We start from the raw sequence: 18951 nt of genomic DNA on the forward strand, positions 1-18951 counted from the left end.
GGTGTCTCACTCTCCGCTCCTGCCGAAGCCGGTGAACCGACCCTGGATCAGGGTCACTCCGACGATGACGGCGGTGAGCACGAAGGCGCCGGCGGAGCCGAGGCCGTAGTTCTGGCTGCCCATGGCGGTGTTGTAGAGGTGGACCAGCGGGGTCTGTACGGGGGCGGTGCCGGTTCCGGAGAGACCGCTGTTGAAGAGGTTGTAGAACTCGTCGAAGGCCTGGAAGGCGGCGATGAACAGGAGCATCAGGACGGCGACGGAGGTGTTCCGCAGCATCGGCAGGGTGATCCTGGTCAGGAGCCGCCGGCCGGTGGCGCCGTCGAGCGCGGCGGCCTCGTTGACCTCCCGGGGGATGGCCTGGAGCCCGGCGAGGAAGAGCACCATGTAGAAGCCGACCTGGAGCCAGAGGCGCAGGGTGACGAGCACGACCCAGTAGAGCGGCGGCGAGGAGGACTGCAGCCAGGCCACGGGTTCCGCTCCGAACCAGCCGCCGATCGTGTTGGCGATGCCCGCCGGCAGGCCGTTGAACAGGGACATCTTCCACAGCAGTGACGCGGCGACGTACGAGACGGCCGCCGGGACGAGGAAGGTGGTCCGCAGCAGCGCCCGGCCCCGGCGGACCCGGTGCACGAGCAGGGCGAGCCCGAGGGAGGCGGCGAAGGTGACCGGCACGATGAAGGCGGTGAAGACGAGGATCTGGAGCAGGGAGTCGCGGAACGCCTGGTCGGACAGGAGCCTTTGGTAGTTCTCGAGTCCGACCCACTGGCCGAGGGCGATGGTGCCGCGCGCGTCGCTGAGGCTGAGCAGGAAGCTCCAGCCGATCGCGACGTACTTGAAGACGCCGAGCCCGATCAGCGTCGGCGCGGTCAGCACCACGAACGCGATCCAGGCGGACCGGCCGACGCGGGGACGGCCGGTGCCGGGACGGCCGGTACGGGGACGGCCGGCCCGGCCGGCGCCGCGCGGGGAGTCCGCGCGGCGCCCGGCACGTTCGGGCTTCAGCGTGAGGTCGGTCGCCGGGTTCATCGGCCGCGCTGCTTGTCTATCTCGCTCTGGGCCTTCTTCACCGCTTCGGCCAGGAGGGCGGCCGGGTCGCCCTTCCCGCCGACGATCTTCGCCGCGGCTCCGTTGAAGGCGCTGCTCACGGCGGTGTCCCAGGTGCCCGGGTAGTGCTTCCCGTACTTCTGGGAGAGCGCCACGGTCTCCTTGGCGGGGCCGGCTGCGAGCTTCTTCGCGGTGGCCGCCACGGACGTGCGCGGCGGGACGTGGAAGCCGTAGCTCTCCGCGAAGTCCTTCTGAAGATCGGCCTGTTCGACCCACAGCCACTGGACGAACTTCTTGGCCGCTGCCACGTTCTTGCCCTTGGCGTTGACGCAGCTGGTCCATCCGCCGACCCGGACGACGGGGGCGCCGCCGGCCTTGAAGGCGGGCCAGGGCACCACGCCGAAGTCGTCGCCGAGCGCTGCCGTGACGGCCGGCATCGACCACAGGCCGCCCCACTGCATCGGCACGACGCCCTGGGTGAGGGCGGCGGGGTCCCACCAGTCGGTGGTGAAGCCGAGCAGCAGCGACTTGTCGTCGTGCAGACGCTTCAGGCCCGTCAGTGCTTCGAGGGCCTGCGCCGATCCGAACGCCACCTTGCCGTCGGGGGCCACGAGGTCGCCGCCGTTGGAGAAGACGGCGAGGGTCGCGGAGTCGCCGAGGCCGTCGTTGCCGACGAACAGGCCCTTGTTCTTCTTGGTGGTGAGGGCCTTCGCCGCGGCGACGAGGCCGTCGAAGGTGGTGGGCGGGGTGATCCCGGCCTTGGACAGGACGCTCTTGCGGTAGTAGAGCATCATGACGTCGTCGATCATCTTGACGCCGTAGAGCTTGCCGTCGACGCCGACCGCGTCGACGGCGTTCTTGTTGAAGTCGCTTCTGGCGCTGCCGTACACGTCGTCGAGGGCGGCGATCTGGCCCCGGCGGGCGAGGCTCTCGCTGAAGTCGCCGATCTCGAACACGTCGGGGGCGGATTCGGTCAGCAGGGTCGCGTTGAGCTTGCCCGCGTAGTCGCCGGGCACCCACGTCACCTTGACGGCGATGTCCGGATGGGCCTTGGTGAAGGCGGTGGCGTAGCGGAGGACCGCCTGCTGGGCGCCGGCCTCGCCGTAGGCGTGGTACCAGACGTTGAGGGTGGTCTTCGCTCCGGAGGCGGAGCCGCCGGTGGGGTCGGTGCTGCAGGCGGTCGTCAGGACGCTTCCGGCGGCGACGAGCAGCGATCCCGTCAGGAATCCGCGTCGGCTAAGCTCGGTTCTGCGTGCGCTCATGTCCCGTCCTTCTGTGAGGGTGTGTGCAGGGCGGATGTGCTACCTGGTCGGCGCCTTCGTCAGTGCTTGCCGGCAGAGGAGGGCGACGGCCAGGGAGTCGTACGTGACGGCCGGGTGTCTTGCGTGACGGCTGCGGGAGCGGTCAGCCGGCGCCGGCCGTGGGTGTGGCCGTGTACTGCGGGAAGAGCGCCTGAATGGCCACGGCGGCGCCACCGCGGGCCCACTCCTCCCAGGGGAGCGGGCGCAGCGACAGCGGGCACCGGGACGCCGCCCCGAAGGCCTGTGCCGCGTACGCGTCCTGGATGTGACGGCCGAGCAGGTCGTAGGCGTCGACGCCTTCGCCGCTGACGACGACCCGCTCCGGGCCGACGAGGTTGACGAGTGCGGCGATGCCGACCCCGATCGCGGTTCCGGCCCGGGCGAAGGCCCCGCGGGCGGCGGGGTGTCCCTCGCGGGCCATGTCGACGACCTCGCCGAACGTGAGGTTCCCGATCCCGGTGTCGTGGCGGACCGATGCGAGGATCGCGTCGGTCGAGGCGATCGCCTCGACGCAGCCGTGCGCCCCGCACCAGCAGCGCGGACCGGTCGGGTCCACGCAGAGGTGTCCGACCTCTCCCGCGACGCCGTAGGCGCCCCTGAGCAGGCGCCCGTTGACGACGAGGGCGGAGCCGATGCCCGCGCCGATGGTGACCAGCGCGAAATAGCCGGTGCCGATGCCTTCGCCGAACCAGTGCTCCGCGACGGTCAGTGCCCTGACGTCGTTCTCGACGGTGACCGACAGACCGGTGGAGGCGGCGAGCAGTTCCGCGAGCGGCACGTCCCGCCAGCCGAGGAGTCCGGAGTGGCGGAGCAGGCCGCTGTCGCGGTCCACGTCGCCGTTGACCGCGACGCCGAGGTGACGCGTACGGTCCCGGAACGCGGGTTCGGTGTCAAGTAGTTCGTCGACGAGCTCGGCGACGAGGCGGGCGACGGCCTCGGGGGTGCACTCCCCCAGGGGCCGGACGGCCGTGGCCCGGATGCCGGCCCGCAGATCGCACACGGCGCCGAAGAGGGTGCCGAGGGTGATCTTCAGCCCGATGAAGTACTCCCGGTCCGGCGCGACCGCCAGCGGGTTGACCGGCCTCCCCGCACCGGGTGCGGTGCGCTCCGGCGGCAGTTCGTACAGGTAGCCGTCGTCGATGAGAGGCCTGGCCGCCTTGGTGACGGCGGTCGAGGAGAGTCCCGTCCGCCGCGCCAGCTCCACTCTGCTGAGCGGACCCTCGGCGAGCAGCAGGGCGAGCACCGCCGTCTCGGCGGGTGCGGTGACCAAGGGCTGTGAGTGATGTCGAAACACGGGAGCAACGTAGAGCAAATAAATAACTTCTTCCAGTATTGATTTCAAAGTCGGGCCCGCCCTACGCTCAGCCCGCCTCCTCACTCTGCCCAGGACGCTCGACGTCGGTGTCGCTGTCCCGCCATCTCGCCCTGGATTCCGGCCTTTTACTCCTCCGCACGTCAGGGGACCATCCGTGCTCGCCACGCTCCCACCCATCACCTTCGATGCCGATCGCGGCGTCGCGCTCCTGCGCACGCCGAACAGCCTGTACGCACTGCGCGTCGGCGCCGACGGCAGCCCCCGGCACCTGTACTGGGGCGCGCCACTCGACACCGCCGCCCTCGCCGAACTCCCCGACGCGGTCTCCCCCGCCGCCAGCAGCTTCGAGGCCGACGCCGCGCCCGACGAACTCGCGCCGCAGACCGGGGCGCGCTTCGGACCCGCGGGCCTTCAAGTCCGCTTCGCCGACGGGACCCGGGGCACCCAGTGGCGCTTCGCCGGTCACTCCGTCGAGGGCGGCGAGCTCCGGCTGCGGCTCGACGACCGGCACCGCCCCCTGCGGGCCGAGCTCTGCTACCGCGTCCGGCCCGACACCGATGTCGTCGAGCGCTGGACGGAGTTGACCCACACCGGGGCGCCGGACGGTCCGCCGGATCCGGTCACCGTCGACCGGCTGGACTCTGCCTCCTGGACCGCTCCCCCGCTGGCCGACTACCGGCTGAGCCATCTGGTCGGCGGCTGGAACAGCGAGTTCCAGCTCCGGAGCGACCGACTGCCGGTGGCCGAGACCGTGTTGACGAGCCGTCGGGGGCTGACGGGTCACCACGCGAGCCCGTGGCTGGCCGTCGACGACGGCACCACGACCGAGGAGCTGGGCGAGGTGTGGAGCACCGCGCTGGCCTGGAGCGGGAGTTGGCGCGTCACGGTGCACCGTGATCCGGTCGGCCGCACCACCTGGACCGGCGGCTTCGGTCACGAGGGGATCAGCTGGACCCTGCGGGCGGGGCAGAGCCTTCGTACCCCGACGTACACGGGCCTCTACTCGTCCGACGGCTTCGGCGCGGCGAGCCGCGCCTGGCACGCGTACGTACGCGGGCACGTGCTGCCGGAGCCCGAGCGGGAGCGGCCGGTGCTCTACAACTCCTGGGAGGCGACCGGGTTCGACGTCGACGAGGCCGGGCAGCTGCGGCTCGCGCGCCTGGCGGCCCGTGTCGGTGCCGAGCTCTTCGTCCTGGACGACGGCTGGTTCGGCACCCGCCGTGACGACCGTTCCGGGCTCGGCGACTGGACCCCCCGCCGGGAGGCCTTCCCGGGCGGGCTGCGCCCGCTCGCCGACGAGGTGCACCGCCTGGGCATGGACTTCGGGCTGTGGGTGGAGCCGGAAATGGTCAACCGCGACAGCGAGTTGTACCGGGCCCATCCGGACTGGGTCCTCCACTCGCCCCGGCTCGACGCGACGGAACTGCGCAACCAGCTGGTCCTGAACTTCGCCCGGCCCGAGGTCGAGGAGTGGGCGCAGCGGACCCTGGACCATCTCGTGCGCGCCTACGACGTCGACTGGCTCAAGTGGGACGCCAACCGGGCCTTCACCGAGACCGGCTGGGGCGGCCACCCCGACCCCGACCGCCTGTGGATCGACCACACGCGGGCCGTCCACCGGATCATGGACCGGCTGCGCGCCACCCACCCCGGTCTGCGGATCGAGGCGTGCGCCGGCGGCGGCGGGCGCGTCGACCTCGGCATGCTCGCCCGCACCGACCAGGCCTGGACGTCGGACAACACCGATCCGGTCGACCGGATCGGCATCCAGCACGGTTTCGGTCAGCTCTTCCCCGCGGCGGCCATGGCCGCGTGGGTCACCGACAGCCCCAACCCGACCACCGGCCGGCGCACTCCGCTGCGTTTCCGCTTCCATGTCTCCATGGCCGGGGCTCTGGGGCTCGGCGGGGATCTGACGTCCTGGTCCGAGGAGGAGCTCGCGGAGACCGCCGGGCTCGTCGCCCGGTACAAGGAGATCCGCCCGCTCGTCCAGCGGGGACACCAGTACCGGGTCGCCGCGGGCGGACCCGTCACCGCCGTCCACTACGCGGCTCCGGACGACAGCGAGCACGCGCTCCTCGTCTGGCGCCCCACCGCCCGCTTCGGGCACCGCCCCGACCCGGTGCGGCTGCCGGCCCTCGATCCCGGGGCGCGCTACCTCGACCCGGACCTGAACCGCGTGCACAGCGGGGCCGTCCTGGTGCGCCAGGGCATCGACCCGCGCCTTCCCGACGGCGACTACGCCAGCAGTCTGATCCGGCTCCGCCGCGTCGGCCCCTGAGCGTCACTCGCCCGTCCGGAGCCGCCCTCCCCGTCCCCCCTCCCCCTCCCACCCACGACTCTCAGGACCACTCATGAACGCTGCCACGGACACCGCCCGTGTCCTGGTGATCGGCATCGACGGCGTACGCCTCGACCTGCTCCCCGAACTCGACACCCCGCACCTCGACGGCATCGCCCGTGCGGGCTTCCTGGCGCCCGTCGAGGTGGACGCCGCGACACCCACGATGTCCGGCCCGTGCTGGACCACCATCGTCACCGGCGTCGGCGTCGCCAAGCACGGCGTGTGGGCCAACCGCTTCGACGGCAACCGGCTCGACGTCTTCCCCGACTTCACGACCCGCCTCGCCGCCGAGTGCGGACGGCGGACCTTCGCCGTCGGAGGCTGGGCACCGCTCTTCCTCGCCCAGCAGGGCGGACCGCTGTTCGTCGCGCCCACCCGGCTCGGTTACGTGGCTCCCCGCGAGGACACCCCCGAGGCGTGGGAGGAGGTGGACGAGCGGGTGACCGCCGAGGCGGAACACCTCCTCGGCCTGGACGAGGAGCTCCACGCCGGCTTCGTCTATCTCGGCGCCGTCGACGAGACCGCCCACTTCCTCGGCTGCGACAAGGAGTACCGGCTGGCGATCGAGGCCGCGGACCGCCGCCTCGGACGGATCCTCTCCGCCGTACGCGATCGTCCCGGCCGCGCGGCGGAGCAGTGGACGGTCATCGTGGTCACGGACCACGGCCACCGCGACGAAGGCGGCCACGGCGGTCGCAGCCGGCTGGAGCGCACGGCCTGGATCGCCGCGTGCGGTCCCGGACTGACCGCCGGCGTGGTGCCGTCGGGCCTCCACCACGCCGACGTCGCCGCCCACGTCTACACGGCCCTCGGCATCACGCCCGACCTCCACTGGACCTTGGACGGCACCCCCTTCACCACGTGACCCTGCCGCCCTGCCGCGCGGTGCGGAACGGCACCACGGCGAGCACAGCATCGTCACGCTGACCGAAGTGCTCCGACTCGGGGGATACGTGACGGCCAATCCGATCGCAAGAGTTCCGAACTGATCAAGAACGGTTCTATAGTTCCGTCGTTCAACCTCTTCCCCGTGTGCCTGCTCTCGAGAGTCTGGTTGATGTCGGCGTCGTCCACCCCGTTCCGCCCTGCCCTGATCGCCTCGCTGCTGACGCTCGCCGCGGGGGGTGCGCTCGCCGCTGCGGCGACGACCGCGGCGCCGGCCGAGGTCCGCCCCGCGCTCGGCTGGTTCGCCGTGTGCGGAGTCCTGTTGCTGTCCGCCGCGGCCTTCGCCACCACCTGGTACGCGCGCACCTCGCGGGCGCTCGGCCGGCGGGCGGAGGTCCTCGCCGCCGAACTCGCCTCCCGCGAGGCCTACGTCGGCCGGTTCAAGGACACCGCCGAGCGCGACGCGGCGGCCCTCACGGAGCGGTACGAGGCGGAGGCCGCCGCCTCCGCCGCCCGTGACACGGCACGTACCGAGGAGCTCGTACGGTCGCACCAGGCCGAGACGGATCGGCTCGTCGCGGCGCGGGCGGCCGACGTCGACCGCCTCGAGGGCCGACTGCGCCGCGCGGAGTCCGCCCGGTCCGCGGCCATGGCCGCCGCTGCCAACGCGGCCGGACGGATGCAGGCACTGGCCACGAGCATGATGGCCGATCTGCGGGACATGGAGCACCGGCACGCCGACGAGGACGTCCTCACCGACCTCCTCCACCTCGACCACCGCACCGCCCAGGCCGGCCGGCTCGCGGACTCCATCGCCGTGCTGACCGGGGCCCGGTCGGGCCGGCGGTGGACGCGCCCGATCGTCATGGAGTCGATCCTGCGCGGCGCCATGGGCCGGATCGGCGGTTACCAGCGGGTGCGGCTGCACTCCGGCAGCGAGGCGGCGGTGACCGGTCACGCCGCCGAGGGCATCATGCACGCCCTGGCCGAACTCCTCGACAACGCCGCGAACTTCTCCCCGCCCAACGCGGAAGTGCACGTGTACGTGGAGGAGGTGCCGGCCGGCCTCGTCATCACCGTCGAGGACAGCGGCCTGGCGATGAGCGACGTGCAGCTGAGGCGCGCGGAGGCGGCCGTCGGAGCGACGGCCCAGGACCTGGCCGGCCTCTCCGGAACCCGGCTCGGCCTGCACGTGGTCGGCCGGCTTGCGCGCAAGCACGGCCTGACCGTGTCCTTCCGCCCCTCGGCACGCGGGGGCACCGGCGTCCTCCTGATGGTGCCGCAGGAACTGATCAGCCGCGCGCCCGAGGAGCCGGCCGGTTCGTCCGGCGAGCCGCAGCTCCCGGTGGCGGGCCGCGGGGTGACCGCCCCGCCCCCCGCCCCGACCCCCGACCGGACGCCCCCCGCCGCCCCGGCCACCCCCCGCCCCGCCCACGACCCCGAGGGCGACGCGGACGCGAGCGGCGCGGACGAGCCGGACGGAGTCGTCCTGCCGCGCCGTCGTCGCGGACAGACCCTGGCCGCCCAGCTCAAGAGCGAGGAGACCCCCGCGGAGACCCGCCGGGAAGCACCGCGCTCCGGCACCGCCCCCGCCGGGGCCCCGCCGCGCTTCGGCAGCTTCCACCGGGCCGTGCGCGGCGCGGGAGGCCGGGCCGCCGACGAGCAGCCGGCCGGCACACCCGTACCGTCCGACCCCCAGGACCCGGCGGCCGCACCGCACACGTCGGCGTCCGCGAACTCCCCGTATTCGGAAGGCAATCCGCGATGACCGGCACCACCACCGACGAGAAGCTCAGCTGGCTCCTGGAGGGCCTGCTGGAACGCACCCCGGGCACCCGTCACGCCCTGGTGCTCTCCCGCGACGGCCTCAAGCTCTGCCGTACCTCCGAGCTCTCCGTCGACCAGGCCGACCAGCTCGCCGCGATCTCGGCGGGCATCCAGAGCCTGTCGCACGGTGCCTCCGTCGAGTTCGGCGACGGCACGGGCGGGGTCCGCTCCGCGATGGCCGAGTTCTACGGCGGCATCCTCTTCATCGTGGAGGCGGGCGACGGCGCCCACCTCGCCCTTGTCGCCGACGAGGACGCCGACGCCGGACTCGTGGGCCACAACATGACGGAACTGGTCGAGCAGCTGGGCGAGCACCTCGTCGCCAGGCCCCGGGGATGAGGCGGGTCAGGCCGGGCCGGGACGACTCGCCCGACCGCCTCTACACCGTCACGGGCGGGCGTACCCGCGCCGGGTCCGACGCCTTCGACGTGGTGACGCTGGTGGTCGCCGAGAGCGACCCGGTCCCCGGCATGCAGTCGGAGCACGCCGCGATCCTGCGCATGTGCCGGTTCCCCACGGCGGTGGTCGAGGTGGCGGCCGGGCTCGGCCTGCCCGTGTCGATCACGCGGATCCTCCTGGCCGACCTGCACGACACCGGCCGGATCAGCGCCCGCCATCCCCGGCCCTCGTACCGCCTTCCCGATCACGACATCCTGGAGCAGGTGCTCGTTGGACTCCGTAGCCTCTGAACCGCGACCACGTCAGACCCTGCACAGCACCGCCGACAACGGACTGAAGATCGTCATCGTCGGCGGCTTCGGAGTCGGCAAGACCACCCTGGTCCGCTCGGTCAGCGAGATCCGTCCGCTGAACACCGAGGAGACGATGACGCAGGCCGGCGAGCACATCGACGACACCGTCGGCGTCGCCGCGAAGAAGGCCACCACCGTGGCGTTCGACTTCGGCCGGATCTCCCTCGACGCGCGCAACGTCCTGTACCTGTTCGGCGCACCCGGCCAGGAGAGGTTCTGGTTCCTGTGGGACCGGCTCTTCACCGGCACGCTCGGGGCCGTCGTCCTCGTCGACACCCGACGGCTCTCCGACTCCTGGTACGCCGTCGACCGGCTCGAACACCACGGCACCCCGTTCGTCGTGGCCTGCAACGACTTCGGCGGTCCTGCCCACACCCCCGCCCAGATCCGTGAGGCCCTCGACCTCGCCGACGAGGTCCCGCTGGTCTTCTGCGACGCCCGGTCGCGCGAGTCCGGCAAGCAGGTCCTGATCGCGCTCGTCGAGCACCTGAAGACCCTCGTCCCCTCGGACCCGCAGCCGATCCCGGAGCCCGCCCCGTGACCCACCCCGCGTGCCCAGCCGTCCCCCTGAGCGGCCCACGGTTCCAGACCGACCCCGTCGAGCTGTACCGGCGGATCCGGCGCGAGCACGGCGCCGTCGCCCCGGTCGTGCTCGACGGCGACGTGCCCGCCTGGCTGGTCCTCGGCTACCGCGAGCTGCACCAGGTCACCAGTGACCCCGTCCTCTTCTCGCGCGACTCCGAGCTGTGGAACCAGTGGGACGCCATCCCGGCGGACTGGCCTCTGCTGCCCATGATCGGCCGCAAGCAGCCGTCCATCCTCTACACCGTGGGCGAGCGGCACCGCGAGCGCGCCGGCGTCATCTCCGACGCGCTGGAGTCCGTCGACCCGTTCGCCCTGAAGGAACGGGCCGAGCGCTTCGCCGACGAACTCATCGACGGGCTCTGCGGCAAGGGCGCCTGCGACATCATCGCCGAGTACGCGATGCTGCTGCCGGTCCGCGTCCTCGCCAGCATCTACGGCTTCGCCGACGAGCAGGGCCCGGCCCTGGTGACCGCCATGAACGACATGATCAACGGCCAGGAGGGCGCCCTGGAGGGCCAGCGCCACCTCGCCGAGTCCATGTTCGCGCTACTCGCCGCCAAGGCCGAGACGCCCGGCGACGACGTCGCCTCGCGCATGATCGCCAACACCGCCGGCTTCACCGTCGAGGAGGTCGCCCAGGACCTCATGGTGATGATGGCCGCCGGTCACCAGCCCACCGCCGACTGGATCGGGAACTCGCTGCGCCTCATGCTCACCGACGACCGGTTCGCGGCCTCCCTCTCCGGCGGCCGCCACAGCGTCGGCGAGGCGATGAACGAGGTCCTCTGGGAGGACACCCCCACCCAGAACGTCGCCGGCCGGTGGGCGTCCCGCGACACCCACCTGGGCGGGCGCCGCATCGGCCGCGGAGACCTGGTCCTCCTCGGCCTGGCCGCCGCCAACTCCGACCCGCACGTGCGGGCCGACTCCGGCGCCCTCACCGGCGGCAACAACGCCCACCTCTCCTTCGGGCACGGCGAACACCGCTGCCCCTTCCCCGCCCAGGAAGTCGCCGAGACCATCGCCCGGACGGGCATCGAGGTCCTCCTCGACCGGCTGCCGGACGTGGACCTCGCGGTGGCGGAGGACGGCCTCACCCGCCGCCCGTCCCCCTGGCTGCGGGGCCTCACCGCGCTGCCCGTGACGTACACCCCGACCCCCGCCCTTGGAGCCTTCGCATGAGCTGCCCGTACGACCACACCGCCGCGCCCGACGCCGACGTGATCGTCCTCGACCCCTTCGTCGCCGATCTCGACGCCGAGAGCGCCCGCCTGCGCGAGGCGGGCCCGCTGGCCCGCGTCGTCCTGCCCGGCGGCGTGCCCTGCTGGTCCGTCACCCGCCACGCCGAGGCCCGGAAGCTGCTCACCGACGCCCGCCTGGTCAAGGACATCGACGTGTGGGGCGCCTGGCAGCGCGGCGAGATACCCATGGACTGGCCCCTGATCGGTCTGGCCAACCCCGGCAAGTCCATGCTCACCGTGGACGGCGAGGAGCACCGCCGACTGCGCACGCTCGTCGCGCAGGCGCTGACGGCGCGCCGGGTGGAGCGGCTGCGCTCTCGCATCGAGGACCTCACGAACGAGAGCCTCGACCGGCTCGCGGAGCAGCCGGCCGGCGAGGTCGTGGACCTGAAGGCGGAGTTCGCGTACCCGCTGCCGATGAACGTGGTCAGCGGGCTGATGGGTGTCGACCAGGCCGACCACCCCCGGATGAAGGCCCTCTTCGACAAGTTCTTCTCGACGCAGACCCTGCCCGAGGAGGTGCCGCAGATGATGGCGGACCTCGGTGCCCTCTTCTCGGGGATCGTGGCGGCGCGGACCGAGGAGCCCGGCGACGACCTCACCAGCGCGCTGATCGAGGCGTCGGAGGGCGGCGACCGGCTCAGCACGGAGGAGATCACCAACACCCTCCAGCTGATGGTGGCTGCCGGTCACGAGACGACGATCAGCCTGATCGTGAACGCGGTCGTCGCCCTGGAGACCCACCCCGAGCAGCGCGCCCTGGTGCTGAAGGGCGAGGTGCCGTGGGAGAACGTCATCGAGGAGACGCTGCGCTGGGCGACGCCCACCTCGCACGTACTGATCCGGTTCGCGAGCGAGGACATCGAGGTCGGCGACCGGGTCCTGCCCAAGGGTGACGCGCTGATCGTGTCGTTCGGCGCGATCGGCCGGGACGAGGAGCAGCACGGTACGACGGCGGGCTCGTTCGACGTGACCCGCACGCCCAACCGGCACATCTCCTTCGGCCACGGTCCGCACGTGTGCCCGGGAGCGGCGCTGTCCCGGCTGGAGGCCCTGGTGGCGCTGCCCGCGCTGTACGCGCGCTTCCCGGAGCTGCGGCTCGCGGTGCCGCGCGAGGAGCTGCGGAACAAGCCAGTCGTGACGCAGAACGACCTGTTCGACCTGCCGGTGTTCCTGGCCTGACCCGGCCCGGGGCTTCCCCCTGTCGGGCCGGCCGCGGCCGGCCCGATGGGAGGGGATGATCTGGTGTCCAAGGGGGGACTTGAACCCCCACGCCCGATAAAGGGCACTAGCACCTCAAGCTAGCGCGTCTGCCATTCCGCCACTTGGACCAGGTGTGTCGTGACGCGGAGTGACCTCCGCGGCGACAGAGATCAATCTACCAGCACCTCGGGGTGCTCTTCACCTGCGTTTCCCGTGGTCAGCGACGTGCGGCCGGACACACATCCGATTACTCCACGTCACGGCGACGCTGCGGGATGTGACGGAGGGTGCTTCACTGGCGGCATGCCTTTCGCTCACTACGGCGTGCTCGCGGGAACCCTCTACCGGCACTACCGCGACGAGCCCGACAACCAGGGCCGCTGGTTCCACATCAATCTGGAGGTGGACGCCCCGGACGGGCGCTACCACTGCGCCGTCGACGTCGACAGCCACAAGTCCAACGTGGGGGTGCAGTGGAAGACCTTCACCGTCGACGCCGCCGCGCTCGGCCCGGCCGCGGCGCTCGCCCCCGGCTACCACGACCTCGCCGCCACCCCCGGCTCCGGCGCCCTGGACTATCTGCGCCATCCGGAGCTGGTGGACCGTACCGGTGTCCTCTTCCAGCGCCGCCCGCCGTCCTGGCTCCAGGAGCTCCTGGACCTGCTGGGCTCGCGGCCGTGGCACGCCGGGTCGAACGTCGACGCCGCCGACGCGCTGGAGACGGTGCTGGTGCCGGGGCAGCGGGTCCTCGTCTTCGGCGAGCCGTTCACCGACGATCTCGAAGGCGACCTCGGCATGCACAACATCCACCAGAACCAGGGCGATCCGGCGGGCTCCCAGTGGTGGGAGGAGAACGGCATCTGGCAGGACGGCGCGACGGTCGCCCGGCGCGACGACGGGCGGTACGACGTCTTCCTGAACAAGTTCTCCAGCCAGGCAGGGCAGACGGACAGCGGGGGCCATCCCGTCGGGTGACCCCCTATCGGCCCGAACGGGTCCGCTAGCGGACCCGTTCGGGGGTGGGCGCCGTGATCAGCAGTCCCGCGAGGAGGCTCGCGAGGAGCAGGAGGCCGGCCGCACACCACAAGGCGACGGAGTAGCCGCCGAGCACCGCCGCGTCCGTCTGCCTGACTGCCTCGGCCACGGAATCCGGCATGCCCTGCCCGCCGAGCAGGATGCCGCCCTTCACCGCCTCGGCCAAGGGCTCCGGAAGGCCCGTCACGCCGTCCAGCCGGTCCGTGATCGCCCAGGCGAAGACGCCGCCCATCAGCGGCGAGGCGGCCCAGCCGCCGAGATGGTGGGCGGTGAGGACCATCGCCGCGGTCGCGCCCGAGCGCTCGCGGGCCGCCGTCGCGCCAGTCCCGGTCGAGAGGAGCGGCCCGCAGGCCAGTCCGAGACCGAGACCGACGAGGAGCAGGCCGGGCAGGATGCCGCCGGTGTACGAGCTGTCGCCGTCGAGGCGGGTCAGGAGCGCCGTTCCGGCCGACGCGAGCAGCAGGCCGGGGACGATCAGGTGGCGGGGCGCCAGGCGGTGCTGGAGGCGGGCGGCGATCTGGGTGGAACCGAGCAGGACCGCGCCCGCCAGGGGCAGCAGGGCCTTGGTGATCTCGCCTTGGGTGGAGCCGAGGGCGCCCAGCATGTACCGGTGGACGATCAGGAACACGACCAGGGTGCTGATGCCTGCGAGGGCGAGCGCGAGGAGCGAGCCGAGGGTCTGCCGGTCCTTGATGACGTACGCCGGGACGAGGGGCGCGCTCGTTCGGGTCTGCCACCACGCGAAGGAGACGGACAGCACGGCACCGACCACAAGGAGGGCCACGGCCAGGGGGTCGGTCCAACCGCCCCCATCGGCGCTCCCCATCGCACCGGCGGCCCTGTCGAGGCCGTAGACGAGGGCGGCCAGCGCCCCGGTGCCGAGCAGGACGCCCGGTGCGTCGAGCCGGACGGGAGTGCGGGCCGACCGGTCGTGCTCCAGGCGGCTCGCGACGAGAGCCACCATCCCGGCGAGCGCGGAGAGGACGTACAGACACACGCGCCAGCCCGTGAGGTCGATCAGCCAACCGCTCGTGAAGATCCCGATCATCAGCCCGCCGCCGACGGTCACGGCGTAGAGTCCGAAGGCCCTGCCGCGCTCCCTGGGATCGGCGAACCCCCCGATCACCAGGGCCAGGGCGGACGCCGAGAGCAGCGCGGCGAACCCGCCCTGCACGGCCTGGGCCCCGACGAGCATACCGGTGGTGCCTGCCGAGCCGCCGAGCGCGGTGGCCGCGGCGAATCCGGCCAGTCCGATCAGCAACGCCCTTTTGCGGCCGAGGAGATCGGTGAGGTGCCCGCCGAGCAGCAGCAGTCCGCCGAAGGCCAGTCCGTAGGCGAGGAACAGCGGGTTCAGGCTGCCGGCGGGGATGTCCAGATCCTGCTGGATCGACGGGGCGGCCGCGCTCGTGAGCGCCGCACCGATCACGACCAGGAGCTGAGCCGGCACCGCCGCCGCCAGTCCCCACCACCGCCTCGGGGACGGTCCCGTCGCATCGGGAGGGAAGGCAGGCGGCGACCAGGCTCCCGGGGCGAAGCCGGGAGGCGGCCCGAAGCCCGGCGGAGCCGGGTGGCCGCCCACCGGGGTCGTCGGCGCGTAGGCGGGAGGCGTCGGTGACGCGGCGGGCTGGTGCTGCGCCGGGATCCGGGGATCCACCGGCGTGTCCCGCTGCTCCGGGGCGAAGTCGAGCAACAGCGCCGCGTGCCGCCCGAGTTGTGCGAGCACGGAGCCGGGCAGCCACTCGTCGGCACCATCCGATTCCGTACGGGCCGCCACCTCGACGGGCGTCGGCCGCCGCGCCGGATCCTTGTCCAGGCACTCCCGCACGAGGCCGGCGAGCGACTCCGGTACGCCGGTCAGGTCCGGCTCCTCCTCCGCGACGCGGAAGAGGTGCGCGTTCAGCCCGGTCTCCGCGGCACCGAAGAGGAGGCGGCCCGTGGCGGCGTACACGAGGACGGCCCCCAGGCAGAACACGTCGCTGGCCGGGGTGAGTTCGAGCCCGCGCACCTGCTCGGGCGACATGAAGCCGGGAGAACCGATCAGCATGCCGGTGCGGGTGTGCAGGCTGTCCCCTGCGAGGGTGTCCATGGCCCGCGCGATGCCGAAGTCGATCACGCGCGGTCCGTCGACCGTCACGAGCACGTTGGACGGCTTGAGGTCCCGGTGGATCAGGCCCGCCGCGTGCACGGACCGCAGGGCGACGGCGAGTCGGTGGGCGAGGACCCGGACCGAGTGCTCGGGCAGCGGTCCGAAGTCCCGGGCGACGACGGTGGTCAGGTCGGGTCCGGGGATGTACTGGGTGGCCACCCACGGCACCGGCGCCTGGGTGTCGGCGTCGAGCACGGCCGCGGTCCACTCCCCTCCCACCCGTCGCGCCGCCTCCACCTCGCGCGTGAAGCGCCTGCGGAACTCGGGGTGTTGGGCGTGCTCGGCCTGCACCACCTTCACGGCGACCGTCCGCCCGGCTTCCGACCGTCCGAGGTACACCAACCCCATCCCGCCGGCCCCGAGGCGGCCGATGAGTCGGTAGGGGCCTATCTGTGCCGGGTCTTCGGTGATCAACTGGTCCACGCCAGTAACATAGTTGAGGTGACCGAGGCGCGTCGCGCGCCTCCGGGGAACCCGGCGCCCAGGCGGGTGTCAGTCCTCCAGCGCACGGGTGGCCGGGCCCTGGAGCACCGTGCCGTCCCGCGCGAAGCGTGATCCGTGGCAGGGGCACTCCCAGGTCTCCTCCGCCTCGTTGAAGCCCAGCTCGCAGCCCATGTGCGTGCAGCGCCGACCGGTCCGGAAGCCGGCCGCGTAGTGGTGGGCCACCGTGGACTGGCGTCGTGCGACTTCGGGCACCTCGTGGACGGGCAGCCTCCGGCGCGGATCGACGAGCTCCGTCCACGCCGGGCGGGGCGCGCCGGTCAGATGGGCGGTGAGCAGGCTGCCCGCGGCGACGCCGTTGCTGAGCCCCCATCCGCCGAACCCGGTCGCGACGTAGACGTGTTGGGTGTCGGGGTGCTCATGGCCGACACAGGGCATGCCGTCGGACGTATGGACGTCCTGGGCCGCCCATCGGTGGACCGACGGCGCGTCGGCGAAGCCCGGCAGGTGGTCGCGCGCCCAGGCCTCCAGGCGCGCGAACCGCTCGCGTACCCCATCGCTCCCCGGCTCGTACGCCTCGCCCGCGACGATCAGGAGCCGCCGCCCCTCGCCGAGCGGGGCGGTCCGCACCGACCGGATGCCGTCGTCGGTGGTCACGTACATGCCGTACGGGGCGTGGCGTTCCTCGACGGGGGCGGCGACGACGAGCTCGCGGCGCACCGAGAGCCGTATCAGCAGGCTGCTGTGGCAGCGGAGCGGGAAGTGGGTGGCCAGGACGACGTCACGGGCGTGGACCGCGCCTCCGCCCTCCAGCGCGAGACGGCATTCGGCGACTTCCCGCAGCCCCGTGACGCGGGTTCCCTCGTGGACCCGGACGCCCCGGGCGATCAGGTCGTCCGCCAGGCCGAGCAGGAAGCGGCCCGGGTGGAACTGGAGCTGGTCCTCGACCCGGACGGCCGCGGCGACCGGGTACGGAAGGCCGGTGTCGGTCACCGCGTCGGCCCGCAGGCCGGCCTCGTAGGCGGCCGACGCCTCCGCCTGGATCTCCTCGGCGCCCGCCTCGTCGAGGGTGTAGGTGTACGCCGGGCGGCGTTCGAGCTCCGCGTCGATCCCCAGCTCCGCGCAGAGCCGCACCACGTGCCGCAGGGCGTCCTCCTGGGCGTCGGCGTAGTCCATCGCCGCCGAAGCGCCACGGTGGCGGCGCAGGCGGGCGTACCGCAGCCCGTGCAGGGAGGTCAGCTTGCCGGTGCTGTGCCCGGTCACTCCGGCCGCGATCCGGTCGGCTTCCAGCACCAGGACGTCGCGCCCGGCGCGGGACAGCTCGTGGGCGGTGCTCAGCCCGGCGATCCCGGCGCCGACGACGACCACGTCGGCGGCGGCGTCGCCCTCCAGCGGTGGGGCGGCGGACCGGGGCGGCGCCGACTCCGTCCAGTACGAGCTTCCGGTGCGGCCCATGGTCACTCCTCGCGACGGTCGGCGACGGCGTGCTTCGCTTCGGCGTCGAGCGCCTGGACGATCGCCGCCGCGAAGGCGTCGAGGTCGCCCGGTCTGCGGGAGGTGATCAGGGCATGGCCTCCGCTGGTGTCGACGACGACCTCCCGGTCGAGCCAGCGGCCGCCCGCGTTCTCCACGTCGGTCCGGAGCGACGGGTACGAGGTCAGCTCGCGGTCCCTGGCCAGGCCGCTCTCCACCAGGAGCCACGGCCCGTGACAGATGGCGGCCACCGGTTTGCCGGCCGCGGCGAAGGCCGAGACGAGACGGAGCGCCTCGCCGTCGGTGCGCAACCGGTCGGCGTTCACAGTGCCGCCGGGCACGATCACGGCGTCGAAGCCGTCCGCCGTGACACCGGCCATGGTGGTGTCCGGCCGTACGTCAGCGCCCGGCCGGCGGTCCGAGACCACGGTGTGGATGGCCGACTCCTTCCGGGCGGCGACCGTGACCTTGGCTCCCGCCTCCCGCAGCACGGCCATGGGCCTCTCCAGCTCCGTCTGCTCCGTGCCGTAGTTCGTCGTGAGAACGAGGACGTGCTTGCCGTCGAGCGACACGATGCGTTCCTCTCTCGCGGCCCGGTCCTACCCGTGCGGCTTCCCGGCGGATCCGTGTCGAACCACCTGGACGCCGGACCGTCCTCGGCGCACTCAGAACCGGCCTGCTCCAGGACGGCGCCACGGCGCGCGGGACGGATGACCGACCTCCACCCACACCACCTTGCCCACGCCCCCCGGCCCATTCTCCTCGCTGCCCCAGGCTCCGGCCAGCCGCTCCAGCACCATCAGACCGTGCCCACCGGGCAGCGCGGGCGAGCGGCCCACCAGGGCACGCGGATGCTCGGCACTCGCGTCCGCCACCTCCACCCGCAACCGGCCGCCCCCGTGCCGCAGCACCAACTCCTCCGGACCACCCGCGTGCAGACACGCGTTGGTGACCACCTCCGACACCAGGAGCAGCACGTCCTCCACCCGCTCCCCGGCCTCCTCGCTCTCGGCAGGAATCCAGCCCCAGTCGGCCAACGCCTCGACGGTGAAATCCCGGCACCGCGACACCACGCCCCGCGTCCCGTACAGCACCAGCCTTCGCACCTGCTCCTGATGGCAGTCAGCGCTCTCGGCCATGGATCCCGCCACCTTCGTGACCACGCTCGGAGAGCGCCTCTCTCGGCCTCTCCTCCCCTGGGCGACTGCCCGGACTCCGTGATGACGAACATCCCGCGAAGGAACCGGCGGGAATCGGGCACGGGCCCAGCAGAAGCTCAAGGAACGGCCCCAGGCTCCCGGGCTCCCGCGCTCCCGGGCTGATACACATACCCGGGACACGTACGACGACGAGGACGAG

Annotated in this window: 16 protein-coding genes and 1 tRNA gene; 9 read left to right on the forward strand and 8 right to left on the reverse strand. The window is 72.6% G+C overall.

Features of this window, described 5'->3' with window-relative positions; all coding sequences use genetic code 11:
* Positions 1 to 6 precede the first annotated feature (6 nt).
* From OG357_RS02660 to OG357_RS02670, 3 genes are all read right to left on the reverse strand, one after another.
* The gene (locus OG357_RS02660) at positions 7 to 1026 is read right to left on the reverse strand and encodes a carbohydrate ABC transporter permease (RefSeq protein WP_329619548.1); all 1020 of its coding nucleotides are present in this window, start codon (positions 1024 to 1026) and stop codon (positions 7 to 9) included.
* Complete coding sequence (locus tag OG357_RS02665; RefSeq protein ID WP_329619549.1) at positions 1023 to 2306, reverse strand: ABC transporter substrate-binding protein; 1284 nt, start codon at positions 2304 to 2306, stop codon at positions 1023 to 1025. The genes OG357_RS02660 and OG357_RS02665 overlap by 4 nt, the downstream gene beginning before the upstream one ends.
* A 142-nt stretch (positions 2307 to 2448) precedes the next feature.
* Positions 2449 to 3615 (reverse strand): ROK family transcriptional regulator, encoded by a 1167-nt coding sequence (locus OG357_RS02670; protein WP_329619550.1) that lies wholly within the window; start codon positions 3613 to 3615, stop codon positions 2449 to 2451.
* A 199-nt stretch (positions 3616 to 3814) separates the two neighbouring features.
* Here OG357_RS02670 and OG357_RS02675 point away from each other — a divergent pair, with 199 nt between their 5' ends.
* From OG357_RS02675 to OG357_RS02710, 8 genes are all read left to right on the forward strand, one after another.
* Positions 3815 to 5941, forward strand: a complete 2127-nt coding sequence (locus OG357_RS02675) for an alpha-galactosidase (protein WP_329619551.1) — start codon at positions 3815 to 3817, stop codon at positions 5939 to 5941.
* A 73-nt stretch (positions 5942 to 6014) separates the two neighbouring features.
* On the forward strand, positions 6015 to 6869 hold the full coding sequence (locus tag OG357_RS02680) for an alkaline phosphatase family protein (protein WP_329619552.1): 855 nt from the start codon (positions 6015 to 6017) through the stop codon (positions 6867 to 6869).
* Between the two features lie 192 nt (positions 6870 to 7061).
* The gene (locus OG357_RS02685; protein ID WP_329619553.1) at positions 7062 to 8657 is read left to right on the forward strand and encodes a sensor histidine kinase; all 1596 of its coding nucleotides are present in this window, start codon (positions 7062 to 7064) and stop codon (positions 8655 to 8657) included.
* Positions 8654 to 9055, forward strand: coding sequence for a roadblock/LC7 domain-containing protein (locus tag OG357_RS02690; protein WP_055639735.1), 402 nt, complete (start codon positions 8654 to 8656; stop codon positions 9053 to 9055). The genes OG357_RS02685 and OG357_RS02690 overlap by 4 nt, the downstream gene beginning before the upstream one ends.
* Positions 9052 to 9405, forward strand: a complete 354-nt coding sequence (locus tag OG357_RS02695) for a DUF742 domain-containing protein (protein ID WP_317601688.1) — start codon at positions 9052 to 9054, stop codon at positions 9403 to 9405. Before OG357_RS02690 ends, OG357_RS02695 begins: the two co-directional genes overlap by 4 nt.
* Positions 9386 to 10009, forward strand: coding sequence for a GTP-binding protein (locus tag OG357_RS02700; RefSeq protein WP_329619554.1), 624 nt, complete (start codon positions 9386 to 9388; stop codon positions 10007 to 10009). Before OG357_RS02695 ends, OG357_RS02700 begins: the two co-directional genes overlap by 20 nt.
* Entirely contained in the window at positions 10006 to 11235 is a 1230-nt protein-coding gene (locus tag OG357_RS02705) for a cytochrome P450 (RefSeq protein ID WP_329619555.1), read from the forward strand. The genes OG357_RS02700 and OG357_RS02705 overlap by 4 nt, the downstream gene beginning before the upstream one ends.
* Positions 11232 to 12476: a cytochrome P450 family protein gene (locus OG357_RS02710; RefSeq protein WP_329619556.1), complete on the forward strand. Its 1245-nt coding sequence runs from the start codon at positions 11232 to 11234 to the stop codon at positions 12474 to 12476. Before OG357_RS02705 ends, OG357_RS02710 begins: the two co-directional genes overlap by 4 nt.
* A 61-nt stretch (positions 12477 to 12537) precedes the next feature.
* Here OG357_RS02710 and OG357_RS02715 read toward each other — a convergent pair.
* A tRNA-Leu gene (locus tag OG357_RS02715) sits at positions 12538 to 12625 on the reverse strand.
* Between the two features lie 175 nt (positions 12626 to 12800).
* On the opposite strand from OG357_RS02715, the gene OG357_RS02720 reads away from it, so the two are divergent.
* A complete protein-coding gene (locus OG357_RS02720) occupies positions 12801 to 13472 on the forward strand; it encodes a DUF2278 family protein (protein WP_329619557.1) in 672 nt (223 codons plus the stop codon).
* A gap of 25 nt (positions 13473 to 13497) precedes the next feature.
* Here the strand turns inward: OG357_RS02720 and OG357_RS02725 are convergent, their stop codons facing one another.
* From OG357_RS02725 to OG357_RS02740, 4 genes are all read right to left on the reverse strand, one after another.
* Positions 13498 to 16101: a bifunctional serine/threonine protein kinase/MFS transporter gene (locus OG357_RS02725; RefSeq protein WP_329619558.1), complete on the reverse strand. Its 2604-nt coding sequence runs from the start codon at positions 16099 to 16101 to the stop codon at positions 13498 to 13500.
* A gap of 69 nt (positions 16102 to 16170) precedes the next feature.
* Positions 16171 to 17574 (reverse strand): FAD-dependent oxidoreductase, encoded by a 1404-nt coding sequence (locus OG357_RS02730; RefSeq protein WP_329619559.1) that lies wholly within the window; start codon positions 17572 to 17574, stop codon positions 16171 to 16173.
* Positions 17575 to 17576: 2 nt separating this feature from the next.
* A complete protein-coding gene (locus OG357_RS02735) occupies positions 17577 to 18164 on the reverse strand; it encodes a type 1 glutamine amidotransferase domain-containing protein (protein ID WP_329619560.1) in 588 nt (195 codons plus the stop codon).
* A gap of 93 nt (positions 18165 to 18257) precedes the next feature.
* Entirely contained in the window at positions 18258 to 18731 is a 474-nt protein-coding gene (locus OG357_RS02740; protein ID WP_329619561.1) for an ATP-binding protein, read from the reverse strand.
* Positions 18732 to 18951 lie beyond the last annotated feature (220 nt).

Source organism: Streptomyces sp. NBC_01255 (genome assembly GCF_036226445.1).
In the GTDB taxonomy this organism is placed as follows: Bacteria; Actinomycetota; Actinomycetes; order Streptomycetales; family Streptomycetaceae; genus Streptomyces.